The 24,501-nt window shown below is 71.3% G+C and carries 20 protein-coding genes; 6 read left to right on the top strand and 14 right to left on the bottom strand.

What is annotated here, in order from left to right:
• Window positions 1-138: 138 nt before the first annotated feature.
• The 5 genes from ACWCPW_RS32010 (at window position 139) to ACWCPW_RS31990 (ending at window position 7,034) form a co-directional block, all read left to right on the top strand.
• Window positions 139-1,821, top strand: coding sequence for a glucose-6-phosphate isomerase (locus ACWCPW_RS32010; RefSeq protein WP_449765050.1), 1,683 nt, complete (start codon window positions 139-141; stop codon window positions 1,819-1,821).
• Entirely contained in the window at window positions 1,818-3,374 is a 1,557-nt protein-coding gene (zwf, locus tag ACWCPW_RS32005; RefSeq protein ID WP_402231660.1) for a glucose-6-phosphate dehydrogenase, read from the top strand. Before ACWCPW_RS32010 ends, zwf begins: the two co-directional genes overlap by 4 nt.
• Window positions 3,371-4,528, top strand: coding sequence for a glucose-6-phosphate dehydrogenase assembly protein OpcA (gene opcA / locus ACWCPW_RS32000; RefSeq protein WP_449765049.1), 1,158 nt, complete (start codon window positions 3,371-3,373; stop codon window positions 4,526-4,528). Before zwf ends, opcA begins: the two co-directional genes overlap by 4 nt.
• Window positions 4,525-5,280: a 6-phosphogluconolactonase gene (gene pgl, locus ACWCPW_RS31995; RefSeq protein WP_449765048.1), complete on the top strand. Its 756-nt coding sequence runs from the start codon at window positions 4,525-4,527 to the stop codon at window positions 5,278-5,280. The genes opcA and pgl overlap by 4 nt, the downstream gene beginning before the upstream one ends.
• 146 nt (window positions 5,281-5,426) lie before the next feature.
• Window positions 5,427-7,034 (top strand): pentapeptide repeat-containing protein, encoded by a 1,608-nt coding sequence (locus ACWCPW_RS31990; protein WP_449765047.1) that lies wholly within the window; start codon window positions 5,427-5,429, stop codon window positions 7,032-7,034.
• A gap of 141 nt (window positions 7,035-7,175) precedes the next feature.
• On the opposite strand, the gene ACWCPW_RS31985 is transcribed toward ACWCPW_RS31990, so the two are convergent.
• Complete coding sequence (locus ACWCPW_RS31985; RefSeq protein ID WP_449765046.1) at window positions 7,176-7,787, bottom strand: hypothetical protein; 612 nt, start codon at window positions 7,785-7,787, stop codon at window positions 7,176-7,178.
• Window positions 7,788-8,062: 275 nt separating this feature from the next.
• On the opposite strand from ACWCPW_RS31985, the gene ACWCPW_RS31980 reads away from it, so the two are divergent.
• Window positions 8,063-9,427 (top strand): tetratricopeptide repeat protein, encoded by a 1,365-nt coding sequence (locus tag ACWCPW_RS31980; protein ID WP_449765045.1) that lies wholly within the window; start codon window positions 8,063-8,065, stop codon window positions 9,425-9,427.
• A gap of 244 nt (window positions 9,428-9,671) precedes the next feature.
• Here the strand turns inward: ACWCPW_RS31980 and ACWCPW_RS31975 are convergent, their stop codons facing one another.
• The 13 genes from ACWCPW_RS31975 to rapZ all read right to left on the bottom strand — a co-directional run bounded on the left by ACWCPW_RS31975 (window position 9,672) and on the right by rapZ (window position 24,483).
• The gene (locus ACWCPW_RS31975) at window positions 9,672-9,959 is read right to left on the bottom strand and encodes an RNA polymerase-binding protein RbpA (protein WP_020553570.1); all 288 of its coding nucleotides are present in this window, start codon (window positions 9,957-9,959) and stop codon (window positions 9,672-9,674) included.
• A gap of 209 nt (window positions 9,960-10,168) precedes the next feature.
• The gene (gene secG / locus ACWCPW_RS31970; protein WP_026218871.1) at window positions 10,169-10,405 is read right to left on the bottom strand and encodes a preprotein translocase subunit SecG; all 237 of its coding nucleotides are present in this window, start codon (window positions 10,403-10,405) and stop codon (window positions 10,169-10,171) included.
• 126 nt (window positions 10,406-10,531) lie between these two features.
• Window positions 10,532-10,885 carry a hypothetical protein gene (locus tag ACWCPW_RS31965; protein WP_449765044.1) on the bottom strand — a complete coding sequence of 118 codons (354 nt, stop codon included), beginning with the start codon at window positions 10,883-10,885 and terminating at the stop codon, window positions 10,532-10,534.
• On the bottom strand, window positions 10,882-12,543 hold the full coding sequence (locus tag ACWCPW_RS31960; protein ID WP_449765043.1) for a hypothetical protein: 1,662 nt from the start codon (window positions 12,541-12,543) through the stop codon (window positions 10,882-10,884). Before ACWCPW_RS31960 ends, ACWCPW_RS31965 begins: the two co-directional genes overlap by 4 nt.
• 309 nt (window positions 12,544-12,852) lie before the next feature.
• Window positions 12,853-13,653, bottom strand: a complete 801-nt coding sequence (gene tpiA / locus ACWCPW_RS31955) for a triose-phosphate isomerase (protein ID WP_449765042.1) — start codon at window positions 13,651-13,653, stop codon at window positions 12,853-12,855.
• A gap of 5 nt (window positions 13,654-13,658) precedes the next feature.
• The gene (locus tag ACWCPW_RS31950; protein ID WP_449765041.1) at window positions 13,659-14,846 is read right to left on the bottom strand and encodes a phosphoglycerate kinase; all 1,188 of its coding nucleotides are present in this window, start codon (window positions 14,844-14,846) and stop codon (window positions 13,659-13,661) included.
• A 120-nt stretch (window positions 14,847-14,966) separates the two neighbouring features.
• Window positions 14,967-15,971: a type I glyceraldehyde-3-phosphate dehydrogenase gene (gap, locus tag ACWCPW_RS31945; protein WP_449765040.1), complete on the bottom strand. Its 1,005-nt coding sequence runs from the start codon at window positions 15,969-15,971 to the stop codon at window positions 14,967-14,969.
• A gap of 197 nt (window positions 15,972-16,168) precedes the next feature.
• Window positions 16,169-16,717, bottom strand: coding sequence for a hypothetical protein (locus ACWCPW_RS31940; RefSeq protein WP_449765039.1), 549 nt, complete (start codon window positions 16,715-16,717; stop codon window positions 16,169-16,171).
• A gap of 145 nt (window positions 16,718-16,862) precedes the next feature.
• Window positions 16,863-19,988 (bottom strand): M14 family zinc carboxypeptidase, encoded by a 3,126-nt coding sequence (locus ACWCPW_RS31935; protein ID WP_449765038.1) that lies wholly within the window; start codon window positions 19,986-19,988, stop codon window positions 16,863-16,865.
• Between the two features lie 280 nt (window positions 19,989-20,268).
• Window positions 20,269-21,513, bottom strand: coding sequence for a GNAT family N-acetyltransferase (locus ACWCPW_RS31930; protein ID WP_449765037.1), 1,245 nt, complete (start codon window positions 21,511-21,513; stop codon window positions 20,269-20,271).
• A gap of 143 nt (window positions 21,514-21,656) precedes the next feature.
• Window positions 21,657-22,637: a DNA-binding protein WhiA gene (gene whiA, locus ACWCPW_RS31925; protein WP_020553580.1), complete on the bottom strand. Its 981-nt coding sequence runs from the start codon at window positions 22,635-22,637 to the stop codon at window positions 21,657-21,659.
• The gene (locus ACWCPW_RS31920) at window positions 22,628-23,593 is read right to left on the bottom strand and encodes a gluconeogenesis factor YvcK family protein (protein WP_449765036.1); all 966 of its coding nucleotides are present in this window, start codon (window positions 23,591-23,593) and stop codon (window positions 22,628-22,630) included. Before ACWCPW_RS31920 ends, whiA begins: the two co-directional genes overlap by 10 nt.
• Window positions 23,590-24,483 (bottom strand): RNase adapter RapZ, encoded by an 894-nt coding sequence (gene rapZ, locus ACWCPW_RS31915; protein WP_449765035.1) that lies wholly within the window; start codon window positions 24,481-24,483, stop codon window positions 23,590-23,592. The genes ACWCPW_RS31920 and rapZ overlap by 4 nt, the downstream gene beginning before the upstream one ends.
• Between the last annotated feature and the right edge of the window lie 18 nt (window positions 24,484-24,501).

The following is a 24,501-nucleotide window of genomic DNA, read 5'->3' as shown; positions in this document are numbered from 1 at the left end:
CTCGCCGACCGGCGCAGCACCCCTTCGTCCCGTCGTCGCCGAACGTGACCCGTTCGGCGGCGACGGGACGGATACTCCACGCAATCAGGGCATGATTTCAGCACACTCCCACCCCATTAATAGGAGGGCTGACCGCCCGTGGTACACGCAAACGACGAACGCGTGACCGCCGGCGGCGTGGATGTCACCGTTTCCGGTGACCTATCGCACGCCGTCGCAGTCGCCGAAGTCATCACCGCCTGCGTCGTGGACAAGGTGCCCGCGCGCCTGGTCGCCTCCGACGCCACCCTGTGGGGTCCGGAGGCCGAGTCGTTGGCCGCGATCCGACTGGGTTGGGTCGACCTGCCCGCCTCCTCGCGCGCGCTCCTGCCGCAGCTCGCCGAGCTGCGCGAGCGGCTGAGCACCGAGGGCCTGGACCACGTGGTCCTGGCCGGCATGGGCGGCTCGTCGCTGGCGCCCGAGGTGATCGCCGCCACCTACGGCAAGAAGCTCACCGTCCTGGACACCACCGACCCCGCCCAGGTCCGCCGCGCGCTCGGCGAGGACCTGGCGCGCACCGTCGTGGTCGTCTCCAGCAAGAGCGGCGGCACGGTGGAGACCGACAGCCACCGCCGCGCGTTCGAACAGGCCTTCCTGGACGAGGGCTTGACCAACGACCAGCTCGCCGGCCGGATCGTGGTCGTCACCGATCCGGGCTCGCCGCTGGAGAACACCGCGCGCAACGCCGGCTACACCATCGTGCTCGCCGACCCCAACGTCGGCGGCCGCTACTCGGCGCTGACCGCGTTCGGCCTGGTGCCCAGCGCGCTGGCCGGCGTGGACGTCGAGCAACTCCTCGACGACGCCGCCGCGCTCGCGCCGGCGCTGGCCGGCGACCGGGACAACCCGGGGCTGCTGCTGGGCGCGGTGCTCGGGGCCGCGGCCAACCACGGCCGGGACAAGCTCGTACTCGCCGACACCGGCGACATCGTCGGCTTCGGCGACTGGGCCGAGCAGTTGATCGCCGAGTCCACCGGCAAGCAGGGCCGGGGCATCCTGCCGGTCGTGGTCGAGGGCGTGGACGCGCCCGGGTTCGGCCACACGGTGGGCACCGACGCGGTGCGTACCATGATCGGCGCCGAGGAGATCGAGCGACCCGACGTCGACCTGCGGGTCGGCGGACCGCTGGGCGCGCAGTTGTTGTTGTGGGAGTACGCGACGGCGATCGCCGGTCGGGTGATCGGCATCGACCCGTTCGACCAGCCGAACGTGCAGGAGTCCAAGGACAACACCGGCGCGCTGCTGACCAAGGCGGGCGACGACGGCCCGCTGCCGGTGGGCACGCCCGCCTTCGTCGACGGCGCCGTCGAGGTGCACGGCGACGCCGCGCTGCTGGAGGGCGCGAGCGACCTCACCGGTGCGCTGCGCGCGCTGCTGGCGACGGTGCCGGACAACGGCTACCTCGCGGTGATGGCCTACCTGGACCGGCTCGGCGACACCGACGCGCCCAAGCTGCGGCCGCTGCTGGCCGAGGCTTCGGCCGGCGGGCAGGTCACCTTCGGCTGGGCGCCGCGATTCCTGCACTCCACCGGCCAGTTCCACAAGGGCGGCCCGCCGGTCGGGGTGTTCCTCCAGATCACCGGCGCGAACGCCGAGGACCTGGACGTGCCGGGCAAGCCGTACAGCTTCGGCCGACTGCAACTGGCCCAGGCCCTGGGCGACCTCGGCGCGATCACCTCGCGCGAGCGCCCGGTGCTGCGCCTGCACCTGACCGACCGCGCGGCCGGACTCGGGCAACTGCTCGACGCCGCCCGCGCCCTCGTGGACGGAGCGGCTCGATGAGCCCCAAGGCCGCCAAATCCAAGCCGGCCGTGTGGCCGGAGAACCCGCTGCGCGACCCGCAGGACCGCCGACTCCCGCGCATCGCGGGCCCCTCCGGTCTGGTCATCTTCGGCGTCACCGGCGACCTGTCCCGCAAGAAGCTGATGCCGGCGATCTACGACCTGGCCAACCGCGGCCTGTTGCCGCCGGGCTTCGCGCTGACCGGCTTCGCCCGACGCGACTGGGAGAACCAGGACTTCGCCCAGGTCGTCTACGAGGCGGTCAAGGAACACGCCCGGACCCCCTTCCGGGAAGAGGTCTGGCAGCAGCTCTCCGAGGGATTCCGGTTCGTCCAGGGCGAGTTCGACGACGGCAAGGCGTTCGACCAGCTCCGCCAGACGATCGACGAGCTGGACGAGCAGCAGGGCACCCAGGGCAACCACGCGTTCTACCTGTCGGTGCCGCCGAAGGCCTTCCCCGAGGTGGTGCGCCAGCTCAAGGAGCACGGCCTCGCCGATCCCAAGGCCGACTCGTGGCGCCGCGTGGTGATCGAGAAGCCCTTCGGGCACGACCTCAAGAGCGCGCGCGAGCTGAACAAGGTCGTCGACGAGGTCTTCCCGCCCGAGGCGGTCTTCCGGATCGACCACTACCTGGGCAAGGAAACCGTCCAGAACATCATGGCGTTGCGCTTCGCCAACACCATGTTCGAGCCGCTGTGGAACCGGTCCTACGTGGACCACGTACAGATCACCATGGCCGAGGACATCGGCATCGGCGGCCGGGCCGGGTACTACGACGGCATCGGCGCCGCGCGCGACGTGATCCAGAACCACCTGCTCCAACTCCTCGCGCTCACCGCGATGGAGGAGCCGGTGTCCTTCGACGCCGACTCGCTGGTCGCCGAGAAGCTCAAGGTGCTCAGCTCGGTCAAGCTGCCCGACGACCTCTCGCGCGGCACCGTCCGAGCCCAGTACACCCGCGGCTGGCAGGGCGGCGAACTGGCCAAGGGCTACCTCGAAGAGGACGGCATCCCGCCGGACTCGCGCACCGACACCTACGCCGCGATCAAGCTGGAGATCGCCAACCGCCGCTGGGCGGGCGTGCCGTTCTACCTGCGCGCGGGCAAGCGGCTCGGCCGCCGGGTCACCGAGATCGCGGTGGTCTTCCAGCGCGCGCCGCACCTGCCCTTCGACGCCACCGCCACCGAGGAGCTGGGGCAGAACGCCCTGGTCATCCGGGTGCAGCCGGACGAGGGCATGACGGTCCGGTTCGGCTCCAAGGTGCCCGGCACCGCGATGGAGGTGCGCGACGTGAACATGGACTTCGCGTACGGCGAGTCGTTCACCGAGTCGAGCCCGGAGGCGTACGAGCGCCTGCTGCTCGACGTCCTGCTCGGCGACGCGCCGCTGTTCCCCCGGCACGAGGAGGTCGAGCTGTCCTGGAAGATCCTCGACCCGATCGAGGAGCACTGGGCGCAGCACGGCAAGCCCGAGCCCTACGTGTCCGGGACCTGGGGTCCCGACGCGGCCGACGAGATGCTCGCACGTGACGGACGGAGCTGGCGCCGCCCATGATGATCGATCTGACGGACACCAAGTCGAGCAAGATCAATGCCGCACTGGTGGAGGCCCGCCGGGGAATGGGCAGCCCCACCCTGGGCATGGTGCTCACCCTGGTCATCGTCACCGACGAGGCCAACCAGTACGACGCGATGAAGGCCGCGAGCACCGCCGCCCGCGAGCACCCGTCCCGGATCCTGGTGGTGATCGGCCGCCCCGGTCAGGAGATCTCGCCGCGCCTGGACGCCGAGGTCCGGGTCGGCGACTCGGGCGTGGGCGAGACCGTACTGCTGCGCATGCACGGCGAGTTGGCCAACCACGCCGAGTCGGTCGTGCTGCCGCTGCTGCTGCCGGACGCGCCGGTCGTGGTGTGGTGGCCCGGGCGTGCGCCCGAGGTGCCGAGCAAGGACCTGCTGGGCGCGCTGGCCACCCGCAGGGTGACCGACGCCGCCGCGCCGCCGCGCCGGGCCGATGTGCTGCGGCTGCGCGCGAGCGCGTACACGCCGGGCGACACCGACCTGGCCTGGACCCGGACCACGCCGTGGCGCAGCCTGCTGGCCGCGGCACTGGACCAGAAGTACAGCCGGATCCTGCGCGCCAAGGTCGGCGCGAAGGCGGGCAACCCGAGCGCGGAACTGCTCGCGCTGTGGCTGACCGACCGGCTCGAGGTCGACGTGGAGCGGGTGGAGACCGGCGGCCCCGGGATCACCTCGGTGACGCTGGTGACCGAGGACGGCGAGATCGTGATCGATCGCCCGGACGGGATGATGGCGTCGCTGTCCTCGCCCGGCCAGCCGGACCGCGTGGTCGCGCTCAAGCGCCGCGAGGCCTCCGATCTGGTGGCCGAGGAACTGCGCCGGTTGGACCCGGACGACGTGTACGCGGCGACCCTGGCCCGGGCCGCGCTGGAGGCGGCGCGGGATCCCTCGCCGGGCTCGTTCACCGAGTCGCCGGTGTCGCAGACGCCGGTGCAGGACGCGGAGCGGATCGAGGAGGGCGAGGCACCGCGCCCGAAGGCGACCAAGGACGTCGGTACGGCTCCGCCGCTCAAGCGCGCGTCGAGCGCGACGGCGACCGGGCGGGTGGCCACCCGCCAGGCCGTCGACAAGGGCGAGGGCAAGGCCGCCGCGCCGCGCACCCCCCGGAAGAAGAAGGGCGACGACGCGTGAGCGCGCACGGGCCGGTACGGGTGCACGCGGACACCGCGCTGATGGCCAAGGCCGCGGCGACCGGGCTGATCCAGCGGGTCGCGGACGCCCAGGCCGAGTTCGACGTCGCGCACCTCGTGCTGACCGGTGGCCGCAACGGCAACGCGCTGTTGCACGAGTTGTCGCTCACGCCCACGCTGGGCGCGATCGACTTCGACCGGCTGCACATCTGGTGGGGCGACGAGCGCTTCCTGCCGGCGGGCCACCCCGACCGGAACGAGACCCAGGCGCGCGAGGCGTTGCTGGACACCGTCCCGGTGTTGCCGGAACTGGTGCACGCGATGCCGGCCAGTGACGGTCCGGACGGCGACGACGTGGACGCGGCGGCGCGGCGCTATGCAGCCGAGCTGGCCGCCGCCGCGTCGGACGGCGCGGCGGTGCCGGCCTTCACGCTGGCCATGTTCGGGGTCGGTCCCGACACGCACGTGGCGTCGCTCTTCCCGGGCTTCGCCGCGACGGAGGAGTCGGTGCGCACGGTGGTCGCCGTACGCGAGGCCCCCAAGCCGCCGCCGACCCGGATCACCCTGACCTTCCCGGCGATCCGAGCGGCGCACGAGGTGTGGCTGCTCGCCGCGGGCGAGGACAAGGCGGACGCGGTCGCCGCGGCCCGGGCTTCCACCGATGCCACGAAGACCCCGGCGGCCGGGGCCTACGGCACGGGCGCGACGTTGTGGCTGCTGGACCGGGCGGCGGCGGCGAAGTTGCCCGAATAGGTCGAAACGGCTGAGGCCGCGAGGCCGCGAACCAAGGGTGGGGCGGGAGCCGAACGGCTCGCGCCCCACCCTTGGTTCCCACCTGCCATGCGGGCCCGGGTGGACCGTCGGCAACCGCCGCGGCACGGTGGCGCGTCCTCGTCGCCGTGAAGCTGCTCTTTGGGTCGTTGCCGGAGCCGCGTTGTGCCGACGGCGCCGACGCGTTGCTCGATCCCGACGGGTGCCGTGGGGCGCGGGTGCCCGGGTACGAGGCGTGTCTGGCGCACGTCGACCCGGCCGGGCGAGCCGACTACCTGACGGGCCTGGCACCGGGGGACGACGTGGACCACAGCGGCACCGTGCTGTCGCGCGCGCTGCTCCGGGAGCTGCTCGCCGCGCTGTGCGATCCCGCGACCGGCAAGGCCCGCTTCGGGAGTGCCCGGTTCGCCCGCACGACGTTCGCCGAGGAGACCCGGTTCGAGGGTGTGACGTTCGAGGACCGGGCCGAGTTCGACGACGCGACGTTCGCTGCCGACACCTCCTTCGCCGAGGCGACGTTCGCCGGGACCGCCGAGTTCGGCGACACGACCTTCGCCGCCGGCGTGACCTTCTACGGCGCGAACCTGTCGAACGCCTGGTTCGTCTCCGCCACTTTCACCGACCTGGCCCATTTCTCAGGCGTGACGTTCGTCGAGGACACCGATTTCATCGCCACCACCTTCCTCGGGACGGCCTGCTTCGACCGTGCCACGTTCACCGCCCCGGCCTCGTTCTCGGGCACGAGGTTCCACGGCGAGACCCGGTTCCACCTGGCGACCTTCGCCGCCGACGCGGGTTTCGACCACACCGTCCTCGCCGGCCCGCGCCTGGGGGCATTGACCTGCCGAGGTCGACTCGACCTGTCGCGAGCGGTGTTCGCCCGGTCCGTGACCATCGAGGCGGAGGCGGCCTCGGTGCGATGTGTGGACACCACGTGGGAGGCCCCGGCCACGCTGCGGCTGCGCTCGCCCGACGTCGACCTTTCCGACGCCGTGCTCGAACACCCGCTCACGGTCACCGGCGCGGGCGACCCGGGCACCCGCGTGGTCTCGCTGCGCGGCGTCGACGCCGGACACCTGGTGCTGACCGACCTCGACCTGAGCGACTGCCTGTTCACCGGCACCGTCCGACTCGACCGGCTCCGGACCACCGGCCGCATCCGCTTCGCCCGCACGCCCGCCGGCCGACACCGGCGCGGCGGCGTCCCGACGTGGTGGACGTCGCGGAGCGTCCTGGCCGAGGAACGGCACCGGCGGGGCTGGGCGCCCGGACCGGATCGCTCGGGCCCGGACCCCGGCCCGGCCGACCTCGCACCGCTGTACCGAGACCTGCGGAAGGCCTTCGAGGCGGGCGGGAACACCTCGGACGCCGCCGACTTCCGCTACGGCGAGTCGGAGATGCGCCGCCACGACCCCGACCGGCCGCGAGCCGAACGCGCCCTCCTGACCGCCTACTGGGCGCTGTCCGGCTACGGCCTGCGCGCCTCCCGCGCCCTGGCCTGGCTCGGCCTCACGATGCTCATCGCCATCGTGACACTGGCCGGGTACGGCCTGCCCGCGGGCGCCACGGGACGAACCTCCACCGCCACCCGCATCACCCTCGACGCCCTCGTCCTGCGCACCGAAGGCTCCCACCTCACTACCGTGGGCACGTGCGTCGAAACCGCCGTCCGGCTACTGGAACCGGCCCTGCTGGTCCTGGCCGCACTCGCCGCCCGAGCCCGCGTCAGGCGCTGACCGGCGCGGTCGGATCCCGCCGCTCGGCCTGCCGCCGCATCACCGGGTGCTCCTCGCGTACCGAGCCCATCCTCTTCCCGCGTGCGGCCCATGCCGGACCCTCCCTTGGTGGGAGGGCCCGGCACCGGACCCGCGCCGCGCTCAGGAGTGGAAGATCTCCTTGATGTCGGTGATCTCGTTCGCCGCGTTCAGGGTGATGTCGTACGCGCCGTAGGACGAGCAGAGGTTGTCGCCGTCGCTCTGCCGGGACAGGCACTTGTCGATGTGCTCCCAGATCTGGCCGATGTACTCCGCCTTCCGCGCCGGCGGGCCGGCGAAGGTGCCGGTGGCCTTGGGGGCGAACAGCAGCGGCGTCTGTTCGGCGCCGACCGGCTCGTAGTGGCCGTCGTTGGGGTCGCAGACGAACTTGGTGTTCTTGTAGTACAGCGAGCCCTTGGTGGGCAGCTTGGTCGGGTACACGATCTTGTGCCCGGCCTTGGCCTCGGGCGGCGGGCCGCAGTCCTCACCCGGTTCGCCGCTCGCGCCGCCCGTCGACGGCTTGGCGGACTTCGGCGCCTGGGTGCGCGCCGGGCCCGGGGCGGTCGGCCCGCCGCTGGGCGCGGGAGCCACCACCGGTGCCGTGGCGGCCGGCGTGTCGGCCGCCTTCGGCGTGTCCTTCTTGTCCTTGTCGTCCGCGTCGCACGCGACCAGCGCGAGCGCGGCGACCGTCGCGGCGGTGATTCCGCCCAACATCCTGCGAGTCGTCGGATACATCGAACCCCCTGTACGCCGGGCGCCGAGCGCCCGCACTTCGATGGAACTCGCACACATTAGCGATCTTGGAATCCCGCCATTCGTGAACCAACACGCGTATGGTAAAGGTAATCTCAAGATATCTACCGATTCAGGTAAAATCGCGCTCGGTGGATATCTCGTCACCACCCGGACGAGCCGGCCGTGGCCGGATCCGCACCCGTTCGGCCCCGTCGGCGGCCCGCTCGCGATAGCGTCACGCGGAGGTCTTCGGGACCAGAGGCGAGGTGGGACCCGTGCGGTTCGGATGGCTGCGGCGCCATGAGCGTCACCTGGAGGAATACCGGCACCGGCGCGAGGCGGCGTCGCCGTGTCCGGGCCGTGCCACGCCCGAAACCCCGCCCGCCGCGCCGTCCTTCGCCGAATTCGCCCGCCGCGAGGGACACAATCCGGCCGAACCGGAATCGAATCCGCCGGGCGGCGCCGGCCCGCCGGCCGAGTCCGACGACGCCGAGGCCACCCGGGCGCGGATGCTCACCGAGAAGGCCCAGCAACTGACCCGGGCCGGCCGACACGCGGACGCGGCGGCGCCCGCCCGCGCCGCGGTGCGGATGCTGGGCGCGTTGGCCGGCAAGGACCACCACCGGCACGGGCCCGCGCTGGTCGGCGGGTTGCGCGCGTTCGCCGCCGTGCTGGCGGCCGACGGCCGGGCCGAGGACGCGGTCAAGGTGGCCACGAGCGCCACCGAACACGCCCGCCGACTGGCCGCCCTCGACCACCGCGCCCACCGCCCGCTGCTCGCGGTGGCACTGCGCGAACTCGGCGCGCGGCTCGGCGACCACGGCGACGAGTCGGCGGCACTCGGCGCGCTGCGCGAGTCGGTCCAGGTGTTCCGCACGCTCGCCGCCCAGGCACCCGAGCGACATCGCGCCGAACTGGCCATGTCGCTGGACGAACTCGCCGGGCGACTGGCCGCCACCGGAGCCGGCGAAGCCGCGCTCGCCGCGTTCACCGAGGCCGAACGGCTGCTCGGGATCGGCCCCCCGCAGGCCCGCCAGGCCGCCGTACTGCTGCGCCACGCGACCCTGCTCGCCCGGCTCGGCCGAGGTCCCGAGGCGATCGCGCTGGCCACCGAGGCGGTCGAGGTCCGCCGGGGCCACGCGGGTGCCGAGCACGCGCCGGCCGGCCGCCGCGAGGACGAACTCGCCGCGTCGTTGCAGAGCCTGGGCCTGCTGCACAGCGCGGGCGGCGCGCACGACGAGGCGGTGGACGCGCTGGAGGAGGCGGTCCGGCTGCGGGCCCGACGGGTCAGGGCCGACCCGGTGCTGGCCCGCCGCCCCGAAGTCCCGGTCACCTACGCGCTGTACGGCATCGTCCTGGTCGCCGCCGGCCGGCCCGCCGACGCCGTCCCACCCCTGGCCGCGGCGCTGGGCGTGGGCACCGCGCTGAACCTGGACCGGGTCTCCGACCTGGCCGGCGACACCCTGGTCCGGGCGCATCGCGCCGACCCGGAGGCGGTCCGCAACCGCTGGATCGCGGCCACCGGCGAGGAGTTGCCCGACTGGATCGAACGCGGCCAACGCCCGCTCCCGCAGCAGGCCAACCGCCGCCAGGTGCGGCACCGCCCCGAACCCCGCGAGGCGCTGCCCGTCCACGACTGACCTCGCGCGACGACCCCGCGGCCCAGACGAAGGCACACGACGAAGGCGCACGACAGTAGGAACACGACAAAAGGCGCATGACAAAGGCGCACGACAAAAGAGCCGCCGGGAGCGACGACGCACCCGAAGGTGTATCGCCACTCCCGGCGGCTCACCCACGACGGCCTACGGCCGTACGTGTGGGTCGAGACTCACCGACTCCTCGCGACTCGCGGACGTGCCGACTCGTCGAGACTGGGAGAACTCAGAGCTCGCCGCGCAGCTTCGCCAGCGCCTCGGCGAGGATCGCCTCGCCGTCGGCATCGCTGCGACGCTCGCGCACGTAGGCGAGGTGCGTCTTGTAGGGCTCGGTACGCGGGGCGTCCGGCGGGTTGTGCTGGTCCTGCCCGGCGGGCAGGCCGCAGCGGGGGCAGTCCCACGTCTCGGGGACCTGAGCGTCGGTCGCGAAGCTCGGCTGCGTCTCGTGCTTGTTCGCGCACCAGAAAGAAATACGGAGACGTGGGGCTGCTTCGCCGCGCTCTGCCTCCCCCATCGGGCCGGCGCCGACCCGACTCCCACGGATGGCGTTGCCACTTGCCACGGTAAAAACTCCCCTTGGTCCTTGAGGTCGCGCCCCCGTTGCGCGGCTTGGCGTCCAGTGTACGTGCGCCTCGCGCAAGGTTGAACCGAGCGGTGGGCCTTTTCCGACAGTCCGTCAGAAAGGCCACCGCGCGGGTGGAAACAGCGGCCGAACCGGCGCTGTCAGTACGTGTTCTTGAGCAGCAGACCGAGTACGACGATCGTCACGAACCAGCACACACCGACGATGATGGTCATGCGGTCGAGGTTCTTCTCGACGACGGACGAACCGCCGAGCGAGGAGGACATGCCGCCGCCGAACAGGTCGGACAGGCCGCCGCCCTTGCCCTTGTGCAGCAGCACCAACAGCACCATGAGCAGGCTGAAGACGATCAGGGCGATCGAGAAACCGGTGACCACGGCCGGGCCCAACTCCTTCTGGCGGAACGCGGGGGCCGAGGATTCCCGGCCATCGGACAGAGTACGCTGCCGCGCCCCGCATGTGGGAGCCGTGCGCCCCTTCGGCTAATCCGGCGGATCATACTATTACGGTCGACCGGGCTCGGACCCCTCCCCCTGCGACCCGTGCCCTCCGGGCTCGCCCGCGGCCTCGCCGGCCGGCTCCGGCGCGGCCGGATCCACGTCGCCGGTGTCCTCGACCTCCACCTCGTGGCCGGTGCCGCCGACCAGCGCACCCGTGCTGGTCAGCGGGTGCCCGGGACCGGTGCCGCGGGATCCGCGCGCGGAGCCCGTACGACGCACCACGACGCGGTTGTCGCCACCGGCGACGATCGCCCCGGTGTTGGTCACCGGGCCGCCCGACAGACTGATCCCGTCGTTGCCGCGCGGCTCGTCCTCGTTCTCGTCCGGTTCGTCGGCATGCGACGCGGAACCGTTCACGTGGCACCTCCCGGTGTCGATCGTGCTCCCGATCCGGCGGCACCGGAACCCCGCACGGACGCCTGATTGCCCCGCCCGGCGACGATCGCGCCGCTGTTGTTCAGATCACCCGAGACGTGCTGGATGATGCCGTTGTTCAGGACCAGCTCGTTGCGCTGCCGATACTCGGTCACGTCCACGTTCCGGCGCTGGAGGAAGTCCAGCACGAACACGGTGAACTTGCGCTCGATCAGCTTGAGGTACTTCTCCGCGTCCGAGTTCTGGAAGAACGTCGCGTAGTTCGCCGACGCGCCCAGCTCGCGCACCGACGCCCGGGCCCCCCGGTCCACCGGAAGGTTGCGCACCGCGCGCTCCTGCGCCGCGCGCAGATTGCCCGACCGGCGCCACCACGAGGCCCACACCCGCATCAGTCGACCCGCCGAGGAGACCATCAGCCCCGGCGCCTCCACCAGCGAGCGGCCGAACGCGCCCCACAACGTCGCCGCGTCGGCGGTGTGCAGCCACTCGTCGGCCACGTGGTAGTCGGGCCGGATCGGCGGCAGCACCAACTCGTGCAGTTCGGTGTACAGCAATCGGCCGTCCATGGTGAAGCGGATCAGCACCGAGACCACCACCTCCTGCGACCACGTGCCCACCCGCACGCACAGGTACCGCCGGGTGGCCTCGGCCGGCGGCGGCACCGCGCCGCCGGTCACCCCGCTGCTGAACTCGTGCATCTGCACGCTCAGTCCGGACAACCGGTGCCGGCCCTCCTCGGACCGGGCCAACTCCTCGAACGACGCGCAGATCGCGCTGGTCAACTCCTCGACGGTGAACGGCGTGAAGGCCTTCGCCCCGCCGGACGGGCGCGCCGCGTCCAGCACCGAGGGCTCGGCCCCGCGCAACTCGACCGGGAAGGTCCAGCTCTCCACCAGTTCACCCGCGCCGACGAACGGCAGGTATCCGCTGTAGCGCACCGTGGAGGGAATCGGCGGCCCGGCCGGGAGCGTCCCGGCCGGGCCGTCGACCGGCGCGTGCGTCGGGCGCGGCGGCAACACCTCGGCCAGGGCCCCCTGGAAGCCTCCCGGCGGGACCGGCGTCGCGTCGCCGGCCGGCGGCGTCGGCATCCAGGTCCGCCCCGGCCCCAGGTCGGTGACCACGGTGGCCCGCTGCTGCATGCGTTCGATCCACACCACGAACACCACGACCGCGTAGGTCGGCAACACCGTCGCCGCCAGCGTGCCGCCGGACGGGAAGCCGCTCTCCCCGCCCGCGACGTACAACATCAGCGCGAACAGCAGCGCCGCCACCCAGGACACCTGCGCCGCCGCCCGGGCCCGGAAGTCGCGGACACCACCGCCGCCGGCGACCCCGGCGCGCACCGTCACCAGCCCGACGAAGACCACGATCGCGAGCCAGAACAGGCCGGGCGCGAACCCGAAGCCGATCAGGAACATCACCGCGGGCACCAGCAACGCGATCACATCGCGCAGGATCCGCCGCCGCCGAGCGGCCAACGCGTGTTCCAGGACCGCCTGTTCGTTGTATCCGTAGGACGGCGCCCGGTCGCGGTGGGCGTTCTCCCACAGTTCCTCGATCACCCGGGCGGCGAACCGCTCGTCGATCTCCGCACCCGTACACAGATACCGCGTCGCTCCGGTATCCGCTGTTCTGGACATGTCTGGAAATGACACCCGGACCCCCTGGGGTCGGCCGACCGAATCGCCCTGGAGAGGCGACTACCGGCCACTTGGCGATGACTTATGGTCAGGTATCGGTTACGGGAGGGGCAAGCGGATTGGAAATACTTGCGTGGGGTTTATGAGGAACGAACGATTCCGGCCGGCGACCGGATCGCGCACGGTCGGCGGACCGGGGCGGACGCGCCTCGGACGGTCGCGAACAGGCGCCTTCGGACATGGCGAAGGGCCCGGAGCGATCTCCCGCTCCGGGCCCTTCGCCGCGTGTCACCCGCGAGCGCGCGACCGCTAGGCCTTCTGCTCCTGGTAGCGGACGATCTGCGCGAACTCCTCGGCCGCCAGGCAGGCGCCGCCGACCAGGCCGCCGTCCACGTCCGGCTGCGCCATCAGCCCGGCCACGTTGCCCGGCTTCATCGAACCGCCGTACAACACCCGGACCCGGTCCGCCAGTTCCGGCGTGTACAGCTCGGCGAGCCTGCCCCGGATCGCCGAGCACACCTCCTGCGCGTTCTCCGGAGTGGCCACCTCGCCCGTGCCGATCGCCCAGACCGGCTCGTACGCGATCACCACGGACTCGGCCTGCTCGGCCGTGACGCCCTTGAGCGCGCCCTCGACCTGCGCGAGCGTGTGGGCCACGTGCTCGCCCGCCTTGCGCACGTCCAGGCCCTCGCCGACGCAGACGATCGGCACCAGGCCGCTGCGGTACGCCGCGTGCGCCTTCGCGTTCACCAGCGCGTCGTCCTCGGCGTGGTACTGCCGCCGCTCGGAGTGCCCGACCAGCGCGTAGGTGCAGTTGAGCTTGGCCAGCATCGCGCCGGAGATCTCGCCGGTGTAGGCGCCGCCCACGTGCTGCGAGATGTCCTGCGCGCCGTAGGTGAACCGGAGCTTGTCCGCGTCGACCATGGTCTGCACCGAGCGCAGGTCGGTGAACGGCGGCAGCACCGCGACCTCGACCCGGTCGAAGTCCTTGTCGTTCAGGGTGAAGGCGAGCTTCTGCACCAGGGAGATGGCCTCCAGGTGGTTCAGGTTCATCTTCCAGTTGCCCGCCATCAGCGGGATGCGACCGGAGCTGTTCTTGACGGCAGACATCGGGTTCAGCCCTCCAGGGCTTCGAGGCCGGGCAGGGACTTGCCTTCGAGGTACTCCAGGCTCGCGCCGCCACCGGTCGAGATGTGACCGAAGGCGTTCTCGTCGAAGCCCAGCGTGCGAACGGCCGCGGCCGAGTCGCCGCCGCCGACCACGGTGAACGCGTCGGAGTCGATCAGACCCTGTGCCACCGCGCGGGTGCCGTGGCTGTACGGCTCCATCTCGAACACGCCCATCGGGCCGTTCCAGAACACCGTCTGCGCGTCCGCGAGCTTGTCCGCGAACAGTTCGCCGGACGCGGGGCCGATGTCCAGACCGAGCCGGTCCGCCGGGATCGCGTCGGTGGAGACCACCGCGTGGTCCGCGTCGGCCGCGAACGCGGTGGCCGCGATCACGTCGACCGGCAGCACGAACTCCACGCCGTTCGCCTCGGCGCGCGCGAGGTACTCGCGGACCCGGTCGAGCTGGTCCTTCTCCAGCAGCGACTTGCCCACCTCGTGGCCCTGGGCCGCCAGGAAGGTGAACACCATGCCGCCGCCGACCAGGATCCGGTCCGCCTTGTCCAGCAGGCTGTCGATGACGCCGAGCTTGTCGGACACCTTCGAGCCGCCCAGGATCACCGCGTACGGACGCTGCACGTCCTCGGTGAGCCGCTTGAGCACGTCCAGCTCGGTGGCGATCAGGCCGCCGACCGCGTGCGGCAGCCGGGCCGGCACGTCGTACACCGAGGCGTGCTTGCGGTGCACCGCGCCGAAGCCGTCGCCCACGTACACGTCGGCGAGCTCGGCGAGGCGGTCCGCGAAGGCGCCGCGCTCGGCGTCGTCCTTGGCCGTCTCGCCCGGGTTGAAGCGCAGGTTCTCCAGCAGCGCGACCCGGCCGTCGGCGAGCTTGCCGACCGTGGCCCGCGCGCTCTCGCCGACCGTGTCGGTCGCGAACGCCACGTCGGCGCCCAGCAGTTCGCCCAGCCGCCCGGCCACCGGCGCGAGCGAGTACGCGGGCTCGGGAGCGCCCTTGGGCCGACCCAGGTGCGAGCACACGATCACCTTGGCGCCGCGGTCGACCAGCGCCTTGATGGTCGGCACGCTCGCCCGGATCCGGCCGTCGTCGGTGATGCGTCCGCCGTCGAGCGGGACGTTGAGGTCGGCGCGCACCAGGACGCGCTTACCGGATACGTCGATGTCGTCGATGGTCTTCAAGTTCGACTCGTCCTCGGATGTCGAAGAAACGGGGTGGGGGTAGCGCAAGAAACGGGCCCGAGTGACGACGTGTCACCCGGGCCCGCATCGTCAAGCGTTATCGGTGCGTGTGCCGCACCCTCAGAGCTGACCACCGATGTAGCCGACCAGGTCGACCAGGCGGTTGCTGTAGCCCCACTCGTTGTCGTACCAGCCGACGACCTTGACCTGCTTGCCCTGGGCCATGGTCAGGCCCGAGTCGAAGGTGCACGAGGACGGGTCGGTCACGATGTCCGAGGAGACGATCGGGTCCTCGGTGTAGGTGAGGTAGCCCTTGAGCGAGCCCTCGGCGGCCTTCTGGAAGGCGGCGTTGACCTCGTCGCGGGTCACCTCGCGCTCCAGCTCGACGACCAGGTCGGTGACCGAGCCGGTGGGAACCGGGACGCGCATCGCGATGCCGTCCAGCTTGCCCTTGAGCTCGGGGATGACCAGGGCGGTGGCCTTGGCGGCACCGGTCGAGGTCGGGATGATGTTGGTCGCGGCGGCCCGGGCGCGGCGCAGGTCCGAGTGCGGGAAGTCCAGGATGACCTGGTCGTTCGTGTACGCGTGGACCGTGGTCATCATGCCCTTGACCAGGCCGAAGTTCTCCAGGAGAACCTTGGCCATCGGCGCGACGCAGTTGGTCGTGCAGGAGGCGTTCGAGATGATCGTGTGCGCGGCGGCGTCGTACTTCTCGTGGTTGACGCCCATCACGATCGTGACGTCCTCATTCTTGGCCGGAGCCGAGATGATGACCTTCTTCGCGCCGGCCTCGATGTGCTTCTTGGCCTTCTCGGCGTCCGTGAAGATGCCGGTGGACTCGATCACGATGTCCGCACCCAGCTCGCCCCAGGGCAGCGCGGCCGGGTCACGCTCGGCGATGACCTTGAAGGTCTTGTCGCCGACGGTGATCGCGTCTTCGGTGTAGGTGACCTCCTGGCCGATCCGGCCGAGGATGCTGTCGTACTTCAGCAGGTGGGCCAGGGTCGCGATGTTCGTGAGGTCGTTGACCCCGACGATCTCGAAGTCCGCGCCCGAGGCCAGCGCCGCGCGGAAGAAGTTGCGGCCGATACGGCCGAATCCGTTGATGCCTACCCGGATCGTCACGAACCGATCTCCTCTGTCGAACGCCGAATGCCCTGATGGTGAATGGCCGAGGAGATGGTCAGTGGAATCTGCGATATCCCCGGCCATGTCCGACCCTACCGTGACGCCCCGGGCACCTCCACGCAGGCTTGCTGCGCAAGACACCCGGAGCCGTACGGACCATCACAAAAGCGGATCAACGGCGCTCGATATCGCGGTCACTTCTCGCCGACGGTCTTGGTGATACCGAAGGCCGCGAACCCGGCGACGATGAAGGCGAGGTAGTCGCGGAACCCCAGCGCCTCCCGCCACCCCCGGAAGAGCTCGCTGCCGAAATCGGTGACCACGTCGAGCACCGGCATGCCCAGCGTGTCGGCGGCGAACAGGGCGACCGCGGTGAGCTGCCCCAGCGCGACACCGACCAGCGCGAGCAGCGTCGCGACCACCGGCAACACCGGGTTGGCACCGCCGATCCGTCCCATCGCGAGCGCGATCAGCGCAGCGACGCCCACGCCGAACCAGGTGCTCTGGGTGTCCAACGCCTTCAGGATCAGGCCGTACACGCCGGCGGCGACCAGCATCGCCACCACCCCGGCCACGACGGCCAGTCCGGCGTTGCCCTGCCGGCGCGGCGGCTGCTGCGGCGGCGGGCCGCCGTACGGACCCGGCCCGAACGGCCCGGGCGGACCCGGCTGTTGCTGCTGCCACTGCCCCGGGCCGGGCTGCCCCTGCGGCGGTCCCCAGGGACCGGGCGCGTTGTTGCTCAAGGTGATTCCCCCCGAATAAAAATTCGCACACGCGGGAACTCGCGTGTGCGCAGAGACGTTAATGGCCCCCGACGGAGGAGTCTCCGCCGGGGGCCGTCGTTTCGCTACCGCTTTTCGCCGATCAACACATCGTGATCATCGGCGACTACTTGTACAGCTCCCGCAGGATCCGGTCGACGACCACCTTGCGGTCCTCGGCCGAGGCCAACTGCTCCAGGCCGAAGCCGAAGAGCATGGTGTCGTCGGTGGCGATCACCGACGAACCGAACGCGGCCTGGCTGCGGCTGAAGCCGACGAGCGCGAGGTCACCGGGCGGCGGGCCGGCCAGGGCCCACGGGCCCAGACCGGTCTCGAAGCCCTCGGCGTCCAGGACGCCGGCGCTGGTGGTGACCTTGGTGTCGTCCACGAACAGGCCGGTGCCACCGGTGTTCGAGTCGCTCACGTACGAGATCGAGACCTCGATCTTCTTGCCCGCGTACGCGGACAGGTCGAACGCGACCGGCTTCCAACCACCCGAGTTGCCGGTGAAGGAGTTCCACGCGCCGGTGGTGCCGGTGCTCAGGCACTTCGGGGTGGTCACCGTCAGGTAGTGCCGCAACTGCGTGTGGGTCCGGACGAAGTCGCCACCCTCACAGGAGGTGGGCGGCCTGGTGCTGGTCGCGCCGTTGAGGTCGGGCAGCGTCGTCCAGTCGTCGGCGCCGACCGTGTGCGCCTCCACGATCGCGTGGTCCCACTCGCGCTCGGTGTCGTACGAGAACTGCGCGGTCAGCTTCGCCGCGTCCGCCGCCGTCACCCCGGTGAGGTCGATCGTGCGGGTCAGTCGCTTGTACGCGTTGTCCGAGTGCAGGCCGTTGATGTACCACGAGCCCTCGGCCGGCGAGTACGGCCCGGACGTGTTGCCCGAGTAGGTCGCCACCGAACGGCTGTCGAACATCGGGAACTGCTCCGGCGTCAGGATCGCGCTGGTGGGCAGGAAGCCGCCCGCCTCGTTCAGCGGGTTGCTCGCCGTGCCCGGCAGCGGCTTGTCGACGCCCTGCAGCGGCGGGGCCGAACCGACCACGCCGGTGGCGCCGTTGGTCGCCGACCGGTCGTACGCGCCCAGCCAGTACTGGCTGAAGTCGTCCGAGACGATCAGGCAGTCGCCGGCCGCGTCGGCGGTGACCTTGCAGGGCTGGTCCGGGTGCCCGTTCAGGCCGTAGTAGATGCCGCCGCCCGCCGCGCTGCGCAGGGGACCGTAGTAGGCCGCGGTCTCGCCGAGGAAGGCCAGCTTGCCGCCCTCGTTGAGGAAGTCGCGCACGTTGACGGTCACGTCCTGGACCACCGGCGTGACCTGGGCGTCCTGGACCGGCTCACCGAAGAAGTCGGTGTTCTCCCGGGCCGCGTCCTGGGTCAGTCGGTTGTCGCCGAGGTACCAGAACACCCCCTTGAAGTGCGAGAGCACGCCGAGGTGATGCGGTGCGCCGAGCTTGTCGACGTCGTACACGGCCGCCTTGATGCCGTTGGCCGCCAGCGCGTCCACGTACTGCTGGGCGTACTTGGGGCCGACCGTGTTCGGGGGGTAGGTCGGGTTGACGCCCTTGTAGTCCTCGTTGGCCAGGACCAGCGTCTCGGTCTTCTCGGCGATGCCGCTCTCCACCGTGAAGGTGAAGCGATCGCTCTCCACCTTGCCGGTGCCGGCCTTGTCGCCGGTGAACCACACCTCGATCCGGTCACCGGTACGCACGTTCTTGATGTCGCCGCGGTACTCGGCGTAGTAGTCCGAGCCCTGCTCGCCGTACCGCTCGCCGCCCTTCCACTCCTTGACGCCCGCGGTCTTGGTCGGGCCGCCGTTGACGCGGTAGTTGAGCTTGCGGTTGGTCAGCGCACGCTTGGCGATCACCGCGACGGTCTGGTCGTCGTGGTCCTCGGCGTAGGAGTGCGCGAACCGGTCGGCCACCAGGTCGGGGGCCTTGCGCCCGATCGAGGAGATGGGGTCGTCCGGGTCCTTGGCCGACTTGGCGATCGAGAGCGCGAACGCCTGGTTCTTGGCGTACTCCATCCCGACCAGCGTCTCGTCGTTGGGGAAGCTGAAGATGCTGCCGCAGTTGTCCACCGTGTACGGGTCGTCCGGCAGGTAGCCGGCGGCCGTGGCGCACGTGGACATCTCCGGGGTGAACGACAGCGTCTTGTACGCCTCGTTCATCTGCCCGTCGGTGTCGCCGTTGGTGGTGTACAACTCGGCCGACAGGTCCGGGTCGAAGTCCGGGACCGCCGGGTGCTCGTCGTCGCCGGCGAGCGCGACCATGATCTCGTCGTCGGGGCTGGGCGTGGCCACCTGCGAGCCCACGCCGTACAGGATCAACTGCGCGGCGGAGTGGTAGTTGACCACGAACTCCGCCTTGATGCGCTTGGCGAAGTTCTGGATGGCCCGGGTCTCCGGCTCGGAGGCCGGAGCGGTGCCCCGGTAGGTCTCGTTCAGCGGGTCGGGCGAGGAACCCTCGTTGTCGTAACCCCACTTGTACTCGAAGTTGCGGTTGAGGTCGACGCCGTCGCCGGCGGTGATCACACCGTCGCCGTTGTTGTCGCGCAGGTTCTTGCGCCACAGCCGCTGGCCGGTCTGGAAGGTCCAGTCGTAGCCGTCGGGGTTGGCCGAGAGCACGAACCACAGTTCGTTCTCCGAGACCAGCTTGGTGGCCTCGGCGTCCGTGCCGTAGCCGTCCACGTAGTGGTGCAGGAGCCGGCGGGTCATCTCCGGCGTGATCCACTCGCGCGCGTGCTGGTTGGACATGTACAGCACGCCGGGCTTGGATCCGTCCGTGCTGGTCCGGACGTTCTTGGTCACCTTGACCGCGAGGATGTCCTGGCCGAGCACGGTCTTGCCGATGCTGACGGTCTTGGCGATGTCGGGGTGGTCCTTGGCGATCTGGACCAACTCCGCGCCGAGGCCGCCGGGGCCGCTGTACTTGCGGAAGACGCCCGCGGCGGCGGGCGCGGCCTGCCGGTTCTGCGCCTGGGACTTCGTCTCCAGGGCAATGCCGGCGGCACGCAGCTTGGCGGCCTGGGCATCCCCCAGGACCACGTCCAGCTTGGCCTTGCCGTCGGCCGCCTTGGTCACCTGGGTCTCGTGTCGGTCCACGCCGAGGTCGAAGATCTGCTTCAACTGCGCGGCGTCGGCCGTGACGGAATAGGACTGCGGACCGCTGTCGCCCGCCGGAGGAAGTTTCGCTTCCGGCGGCGCACTGGTCACTTCGGGATAGGAGACCGGATTGTCGGCGGGTGCCGCGGTGCTCACCGGCGCTGCGGTCAACAGACCGAGCGCCAGTGAGAGCGCCGCGATTCCCGTCGTTCCGATCCGGACTCGTGTGGTGGTGCCCCTGGAACGATGACGCCTCATCGACCCCCCAGTCGTGTGGTCGGCGTGCATAGGGACGGCGCGAAATCACGACCTAAGGGACGGAACGTGACTCCTGCGCCCGGGTGTTGCGCATGCTACGGCAACTACCGTGTGGTACACGAGACCTGACGGACGGTCATATTCGGTCAAGGCTACGCGCAAAGATTCCGCATTGTGGTCAGAACCAGTCGGGGCACCACGGCTCGCGCGGCGTCCGCAACAGGGCCTCGGCACGCTCTGCCGCACCGGGCGTGCGCTCGGATATGCGGTCGGCGACGGCGAGCCGCACCGGCGATCCCGAGCCCAGGTACAGCGCGCCCAGCGTCGAGGCGTCCAGGACCAGATCGGCCGGGTCGCCGGTGGGCACACACCGCGCGTCCTCGGCCGCGCCGTCGATAGCGAACCGCCCCGCGGCGTAGCCCATGTCGTCGCGCACCTCGACCACGAGCCGGTCGCGGGCGCCGTACGTGCGGGCCGAGAACGCGGCGGGCACATCCAGGATCCGCGCCCACACGAAGTCGCGGCGCGACTGCGTGGTGATCGCCCGCGGGTCCCGCACCAGCATCGGCAACAACTCGTCGGGGCTGCGGTCGGGGCCCTCGACGCGCTCGACGTAGTCGACGCTCGCACAGAACCGCCACAGCGCGATCTCGGCCGCCGGGGTGAGCGCGAGCAGCGAGTCCACGGTCAGCGTGACCTTGGGTACGAACTCGTCCCAGTGGTCGTCGGTGCGGTAGCTCACCAGTCCGGCGACCTTGCCGGACGGATCGCGGTACACCGCGTGGAAGCGCGGCGGCACCGGGTTCATCGGCAACGAGACCAGACCGGTGTACATCTTCCACCACAACGGGGTACGGCCGATCGCGCCGGGACGCAGGGGACGGAACTCCTCGTGCAGCGGCGGCCCCAGCTCGGCCACCTCCTCGGCGGAGACCAACTCGATCCGGGCACCGGGCTCCACCGGCGCGTCCGGCACGAAGTCGGTGCGCACCGCGTCCAGGGTCAGCTTCTGGTACTCGGTGGCCGCCCCGAAGCCGAACCGGCCGTAGATCCGGTACTCGGCGGCGATCAGGATGGCCAGCGCCTCGCCGCGCGCGGCGGAGTCCGCCAGGTCCAGGCCCATCATCTCGGTGAGCAGGCCCCGGCGGCGGTGGGTCGGCGAGACGGTGACGTTGGTGATCGCCGAGACCGGCACGATCGCGCCGCCGGGCACCGTCAGACCGGTGGCGAAGCTACGGAAGGTACCCACACAGCGTCCGCCGTCGAAGGCACCGCGCGTACGGGCGAAGTCGGCCCGCTCGCGCCAGTGCTCGATCCGCTTCTCCCGAGTCTCCTTGGCATCGTCGGGAACCCGGAGAAAACCGATGCCGACGGCGTCGGTCCAGGGGATGATCTCGTCCTCGCCGATCGTGCGGATGTCCACTGCGGTGGTTCCTTCCTCGCGTGTGCGGCCTCCCTCCGACTACGGACGAAGGCGCCGACCCGGAGACCCTATGTCTCGCGGTTCGACGCCTTCGAGTGGTTTTCGGGTGCGCCCGGCCCGGATCCGGGCCGGTCGGGGCCGGATCAGGACACGAGTATGTCCACCGACAGGCCGGCGTCGGTGCCGGGCATGCCCAACTCGCCCGCGCGCTTGTCGGCCATCGCGAGCAGCCGACGGATGCGACCCGCGACCGCGTCCTTGGTCAGCGGCGGCTCGGCCAGCCCGCCCAGCTCCTCCAGGGACGCCTGCTTGTGGTCCAGCCGCAGCTTGCCGGCCGCGGCCAGGTGCTCCGGAACCTCCTCGCCGAGGATCTCCAGGGCCCGCTGTACGCGCGCGCCCGCCGCCACGGCCGCGCGGGCCGAGCGGCGCAGGTTCGCGTCGTCGAAGTTGGCCAGCCGGTTCGCGGTGGCCCGCACCTCGCGGCGCATCCGCCGCTCCTCCCAGGCCAGCACGCTCTCGTGCGCGCCGAGCCGGGTGAGCAGCGCGCCGATCGCGTCACCGTCGCGAACCACCACGCGGTCCACACCGCGCACCTCGCGCGACTTGGCCGCCAGGCCCAGCCGACGGGCCGCGCCGACCAGCGCGAGGGCCGCCTCCGAACCGGGGCAGGTCACCTCCAGGGCCGAGGAGCGGCCGGGTTCGGTCAACGAGCCGTGGGCCAGGAACGCGCCGCGCCAAGCCGCCTCCGCGTCACAGGTCGCGCCGGAGACGACCTGGGGCGGGAGACCCCGCACCGGGCGCCCGCGCGCGTCCAGCAAACCGGTCTGCCGGGCGAGCTGGTCGCCGCCGACGGCGACCCGGACCACGTAGCGGCTGCCGCGCCGCAGCCCGCCCGGGGCCACCACCACCAGGTCCGAGCTGTGCCCGTAGACCTCCAGGATGTCCTTGCGCAGGCGGCGCGCGGCCATCGCCGTGTCCAACTCCGCCTCGATGACGATCCGCCCGCCCACGATGTGCAGTCCGCCCGCGAAGCGCAAGAGCGCGGAGACCTCCGCCTTGCGACAGCACGACCGGGTGACCGGGAGGCGGCTGAGCTCGTCCTTCACTGCTGCCGTCATCGCCATGGAGCGATCCTTTCACGATCGACGAAGATCCGGCCGTAGGCTGCGGCCAACCGTTCGGGGTCGTGTCGCGGGGAGCCGTCGACCGCCGAAACGGCGGCCAGGTGGACGTGTCCACCGAGCGCCGCCGTGGCCCGTTCCAGGCCCGGTACGTCCTCCACACGGTCGCGGTCGCCGAGGACGATGTCAAAGGTCAGTCCGGGCGCGTGCGCGGCCAGCACCTCCAGGTGCTGCTGCGGCGAGAAGCCCGCCGTCTCACCCGGCTGCGGGGCCAGATTCAGCGCCAGCAGCCGCCTGGCCTTGGTCTCCACCAGGGCCGCCGCCAACTCGGGAACGAGCAGGTGGGGCAATACCGAGGTGAACCAGGAACCGGGCCCGACAACCACCCAATCGGCGTCACGAACCGCCGCGACCGCCTCCGGCACGGCGGGCGGATCGCCCGGCAGCAGCCGGATCCCGCGCACGTCGCCCGGGGTCACCGCGACCTGCGCCTGCCCGCGCACCACCGACACCTCGTCCGGCCGGACCGGGTCGTGCCCGGCCACGTCCGCCTCGATGTCCAGCGGGACCGCCGACATCGGCAGCACCCGCCCGTGCGCGCCGAGCAGCCGCCCCATCCAGTCCAGCGCCGCGATCGGGTCGTCCATCAGTTCCCACAGGCCGACCAGGAGCAGATTGCCGACCGCGTGTCCGTTCAGCTCGCCCTCGCGGCGGAACCGGTGCTGGATGACCCGGCTCCAGGTCACCCCCCACTCGTCGTCACCGCACAGCGCGGCCAGCGCCATCCGCAGATCGCCGGGCGGCAACACGCCCAGGTCCTTGCGCAGCCGCCCGCTGGAGCCGCCGTCGTCGGCGACCGTGACGATCGCCGTCAGGTCGTCGGTGAGCCGGCGCAGTGCCGCCAGCGAGGCCGAGAGCCCGTGTCCGCCGCCCAAGGCGACCACCTTGGGGCCGCTCATTCCCTGCCCATGTCGCGGTGCACGAGCACGGTGTCCAGACCGTCCTCGGTGAGCCGGCGGGCCAGCCGCTCCGCCATCGCCACGCTGCGGTGCTTGCCACCGGTGCAGCCCACCGCGAGCGTCACATAGCGCTTGCCCTCGCGGCGGTAGCCCTCGGTGACGATGTGCAGCAGCTCGGCGTAGCGGTCCAGGAACTCCTTGGCGCCGGGCTGGTCGAACACGTACCGGCTGACCGCCTCGTCCATGCCGGTGTGCGGGCGAAGCTCCGGAATCCAGTGCGGGTTGGGCAGGAAGCGGCAGTCGACCACCAGGTCGGCGTCCACCGGCAGGCCGTACTTGAAGCCGAAGGACATCACGGTGGCCCGCAACTGCGGCTCGCCGGACCCGGCGAACCGGTCGTCCATCCGCGCGCGCAACTGGTGCACGTTGATGTCGGACGTGTCGATCACCAGGTCGGCCTCGCCGCGCAGCTCGCGCAGCAGTTCGCGCTCGCGGGTGATGCCGTCCGGGATCCGCCCGTCGCCCTGGAGCGGGTGCGGCCGGCGCACACCCTCGAAACGACGCACCAGGACGTCGTCGGAGGCCTCCAGGAAGACGATCCGCCGCACCACGCCGGCCGCGTCCAGCTCGCTCAGCGCCGAGCGCAGGTCGTCGAAGAAGGTACGACCGCGCACGTCCACGACGACCGCTATCCGCGCGACCGCCCCTTGGGTGCGGGCCCCGAGGTCGACCATCGCGGGGATCAGCGACGGCGGCAGGTTGTCGACCACGAACCAGCCGAGGTCCTCCATGCCCTTGGCGGCGGTGCTGCGACCGGCACCCGACATGCCGGAGATGATCACCAGCTCCGGAGTGCCCTCGACCTCCGCGTTCGTGATCTCGGTACTCATGCGTCCCCCCGGTGCGTG

Source organism: Embleya sp. NPDC001921 (assembly GCF_053594475.1).
This window is presented reverse-complemented; position numbering and strand designations above follow the sequence as displayed.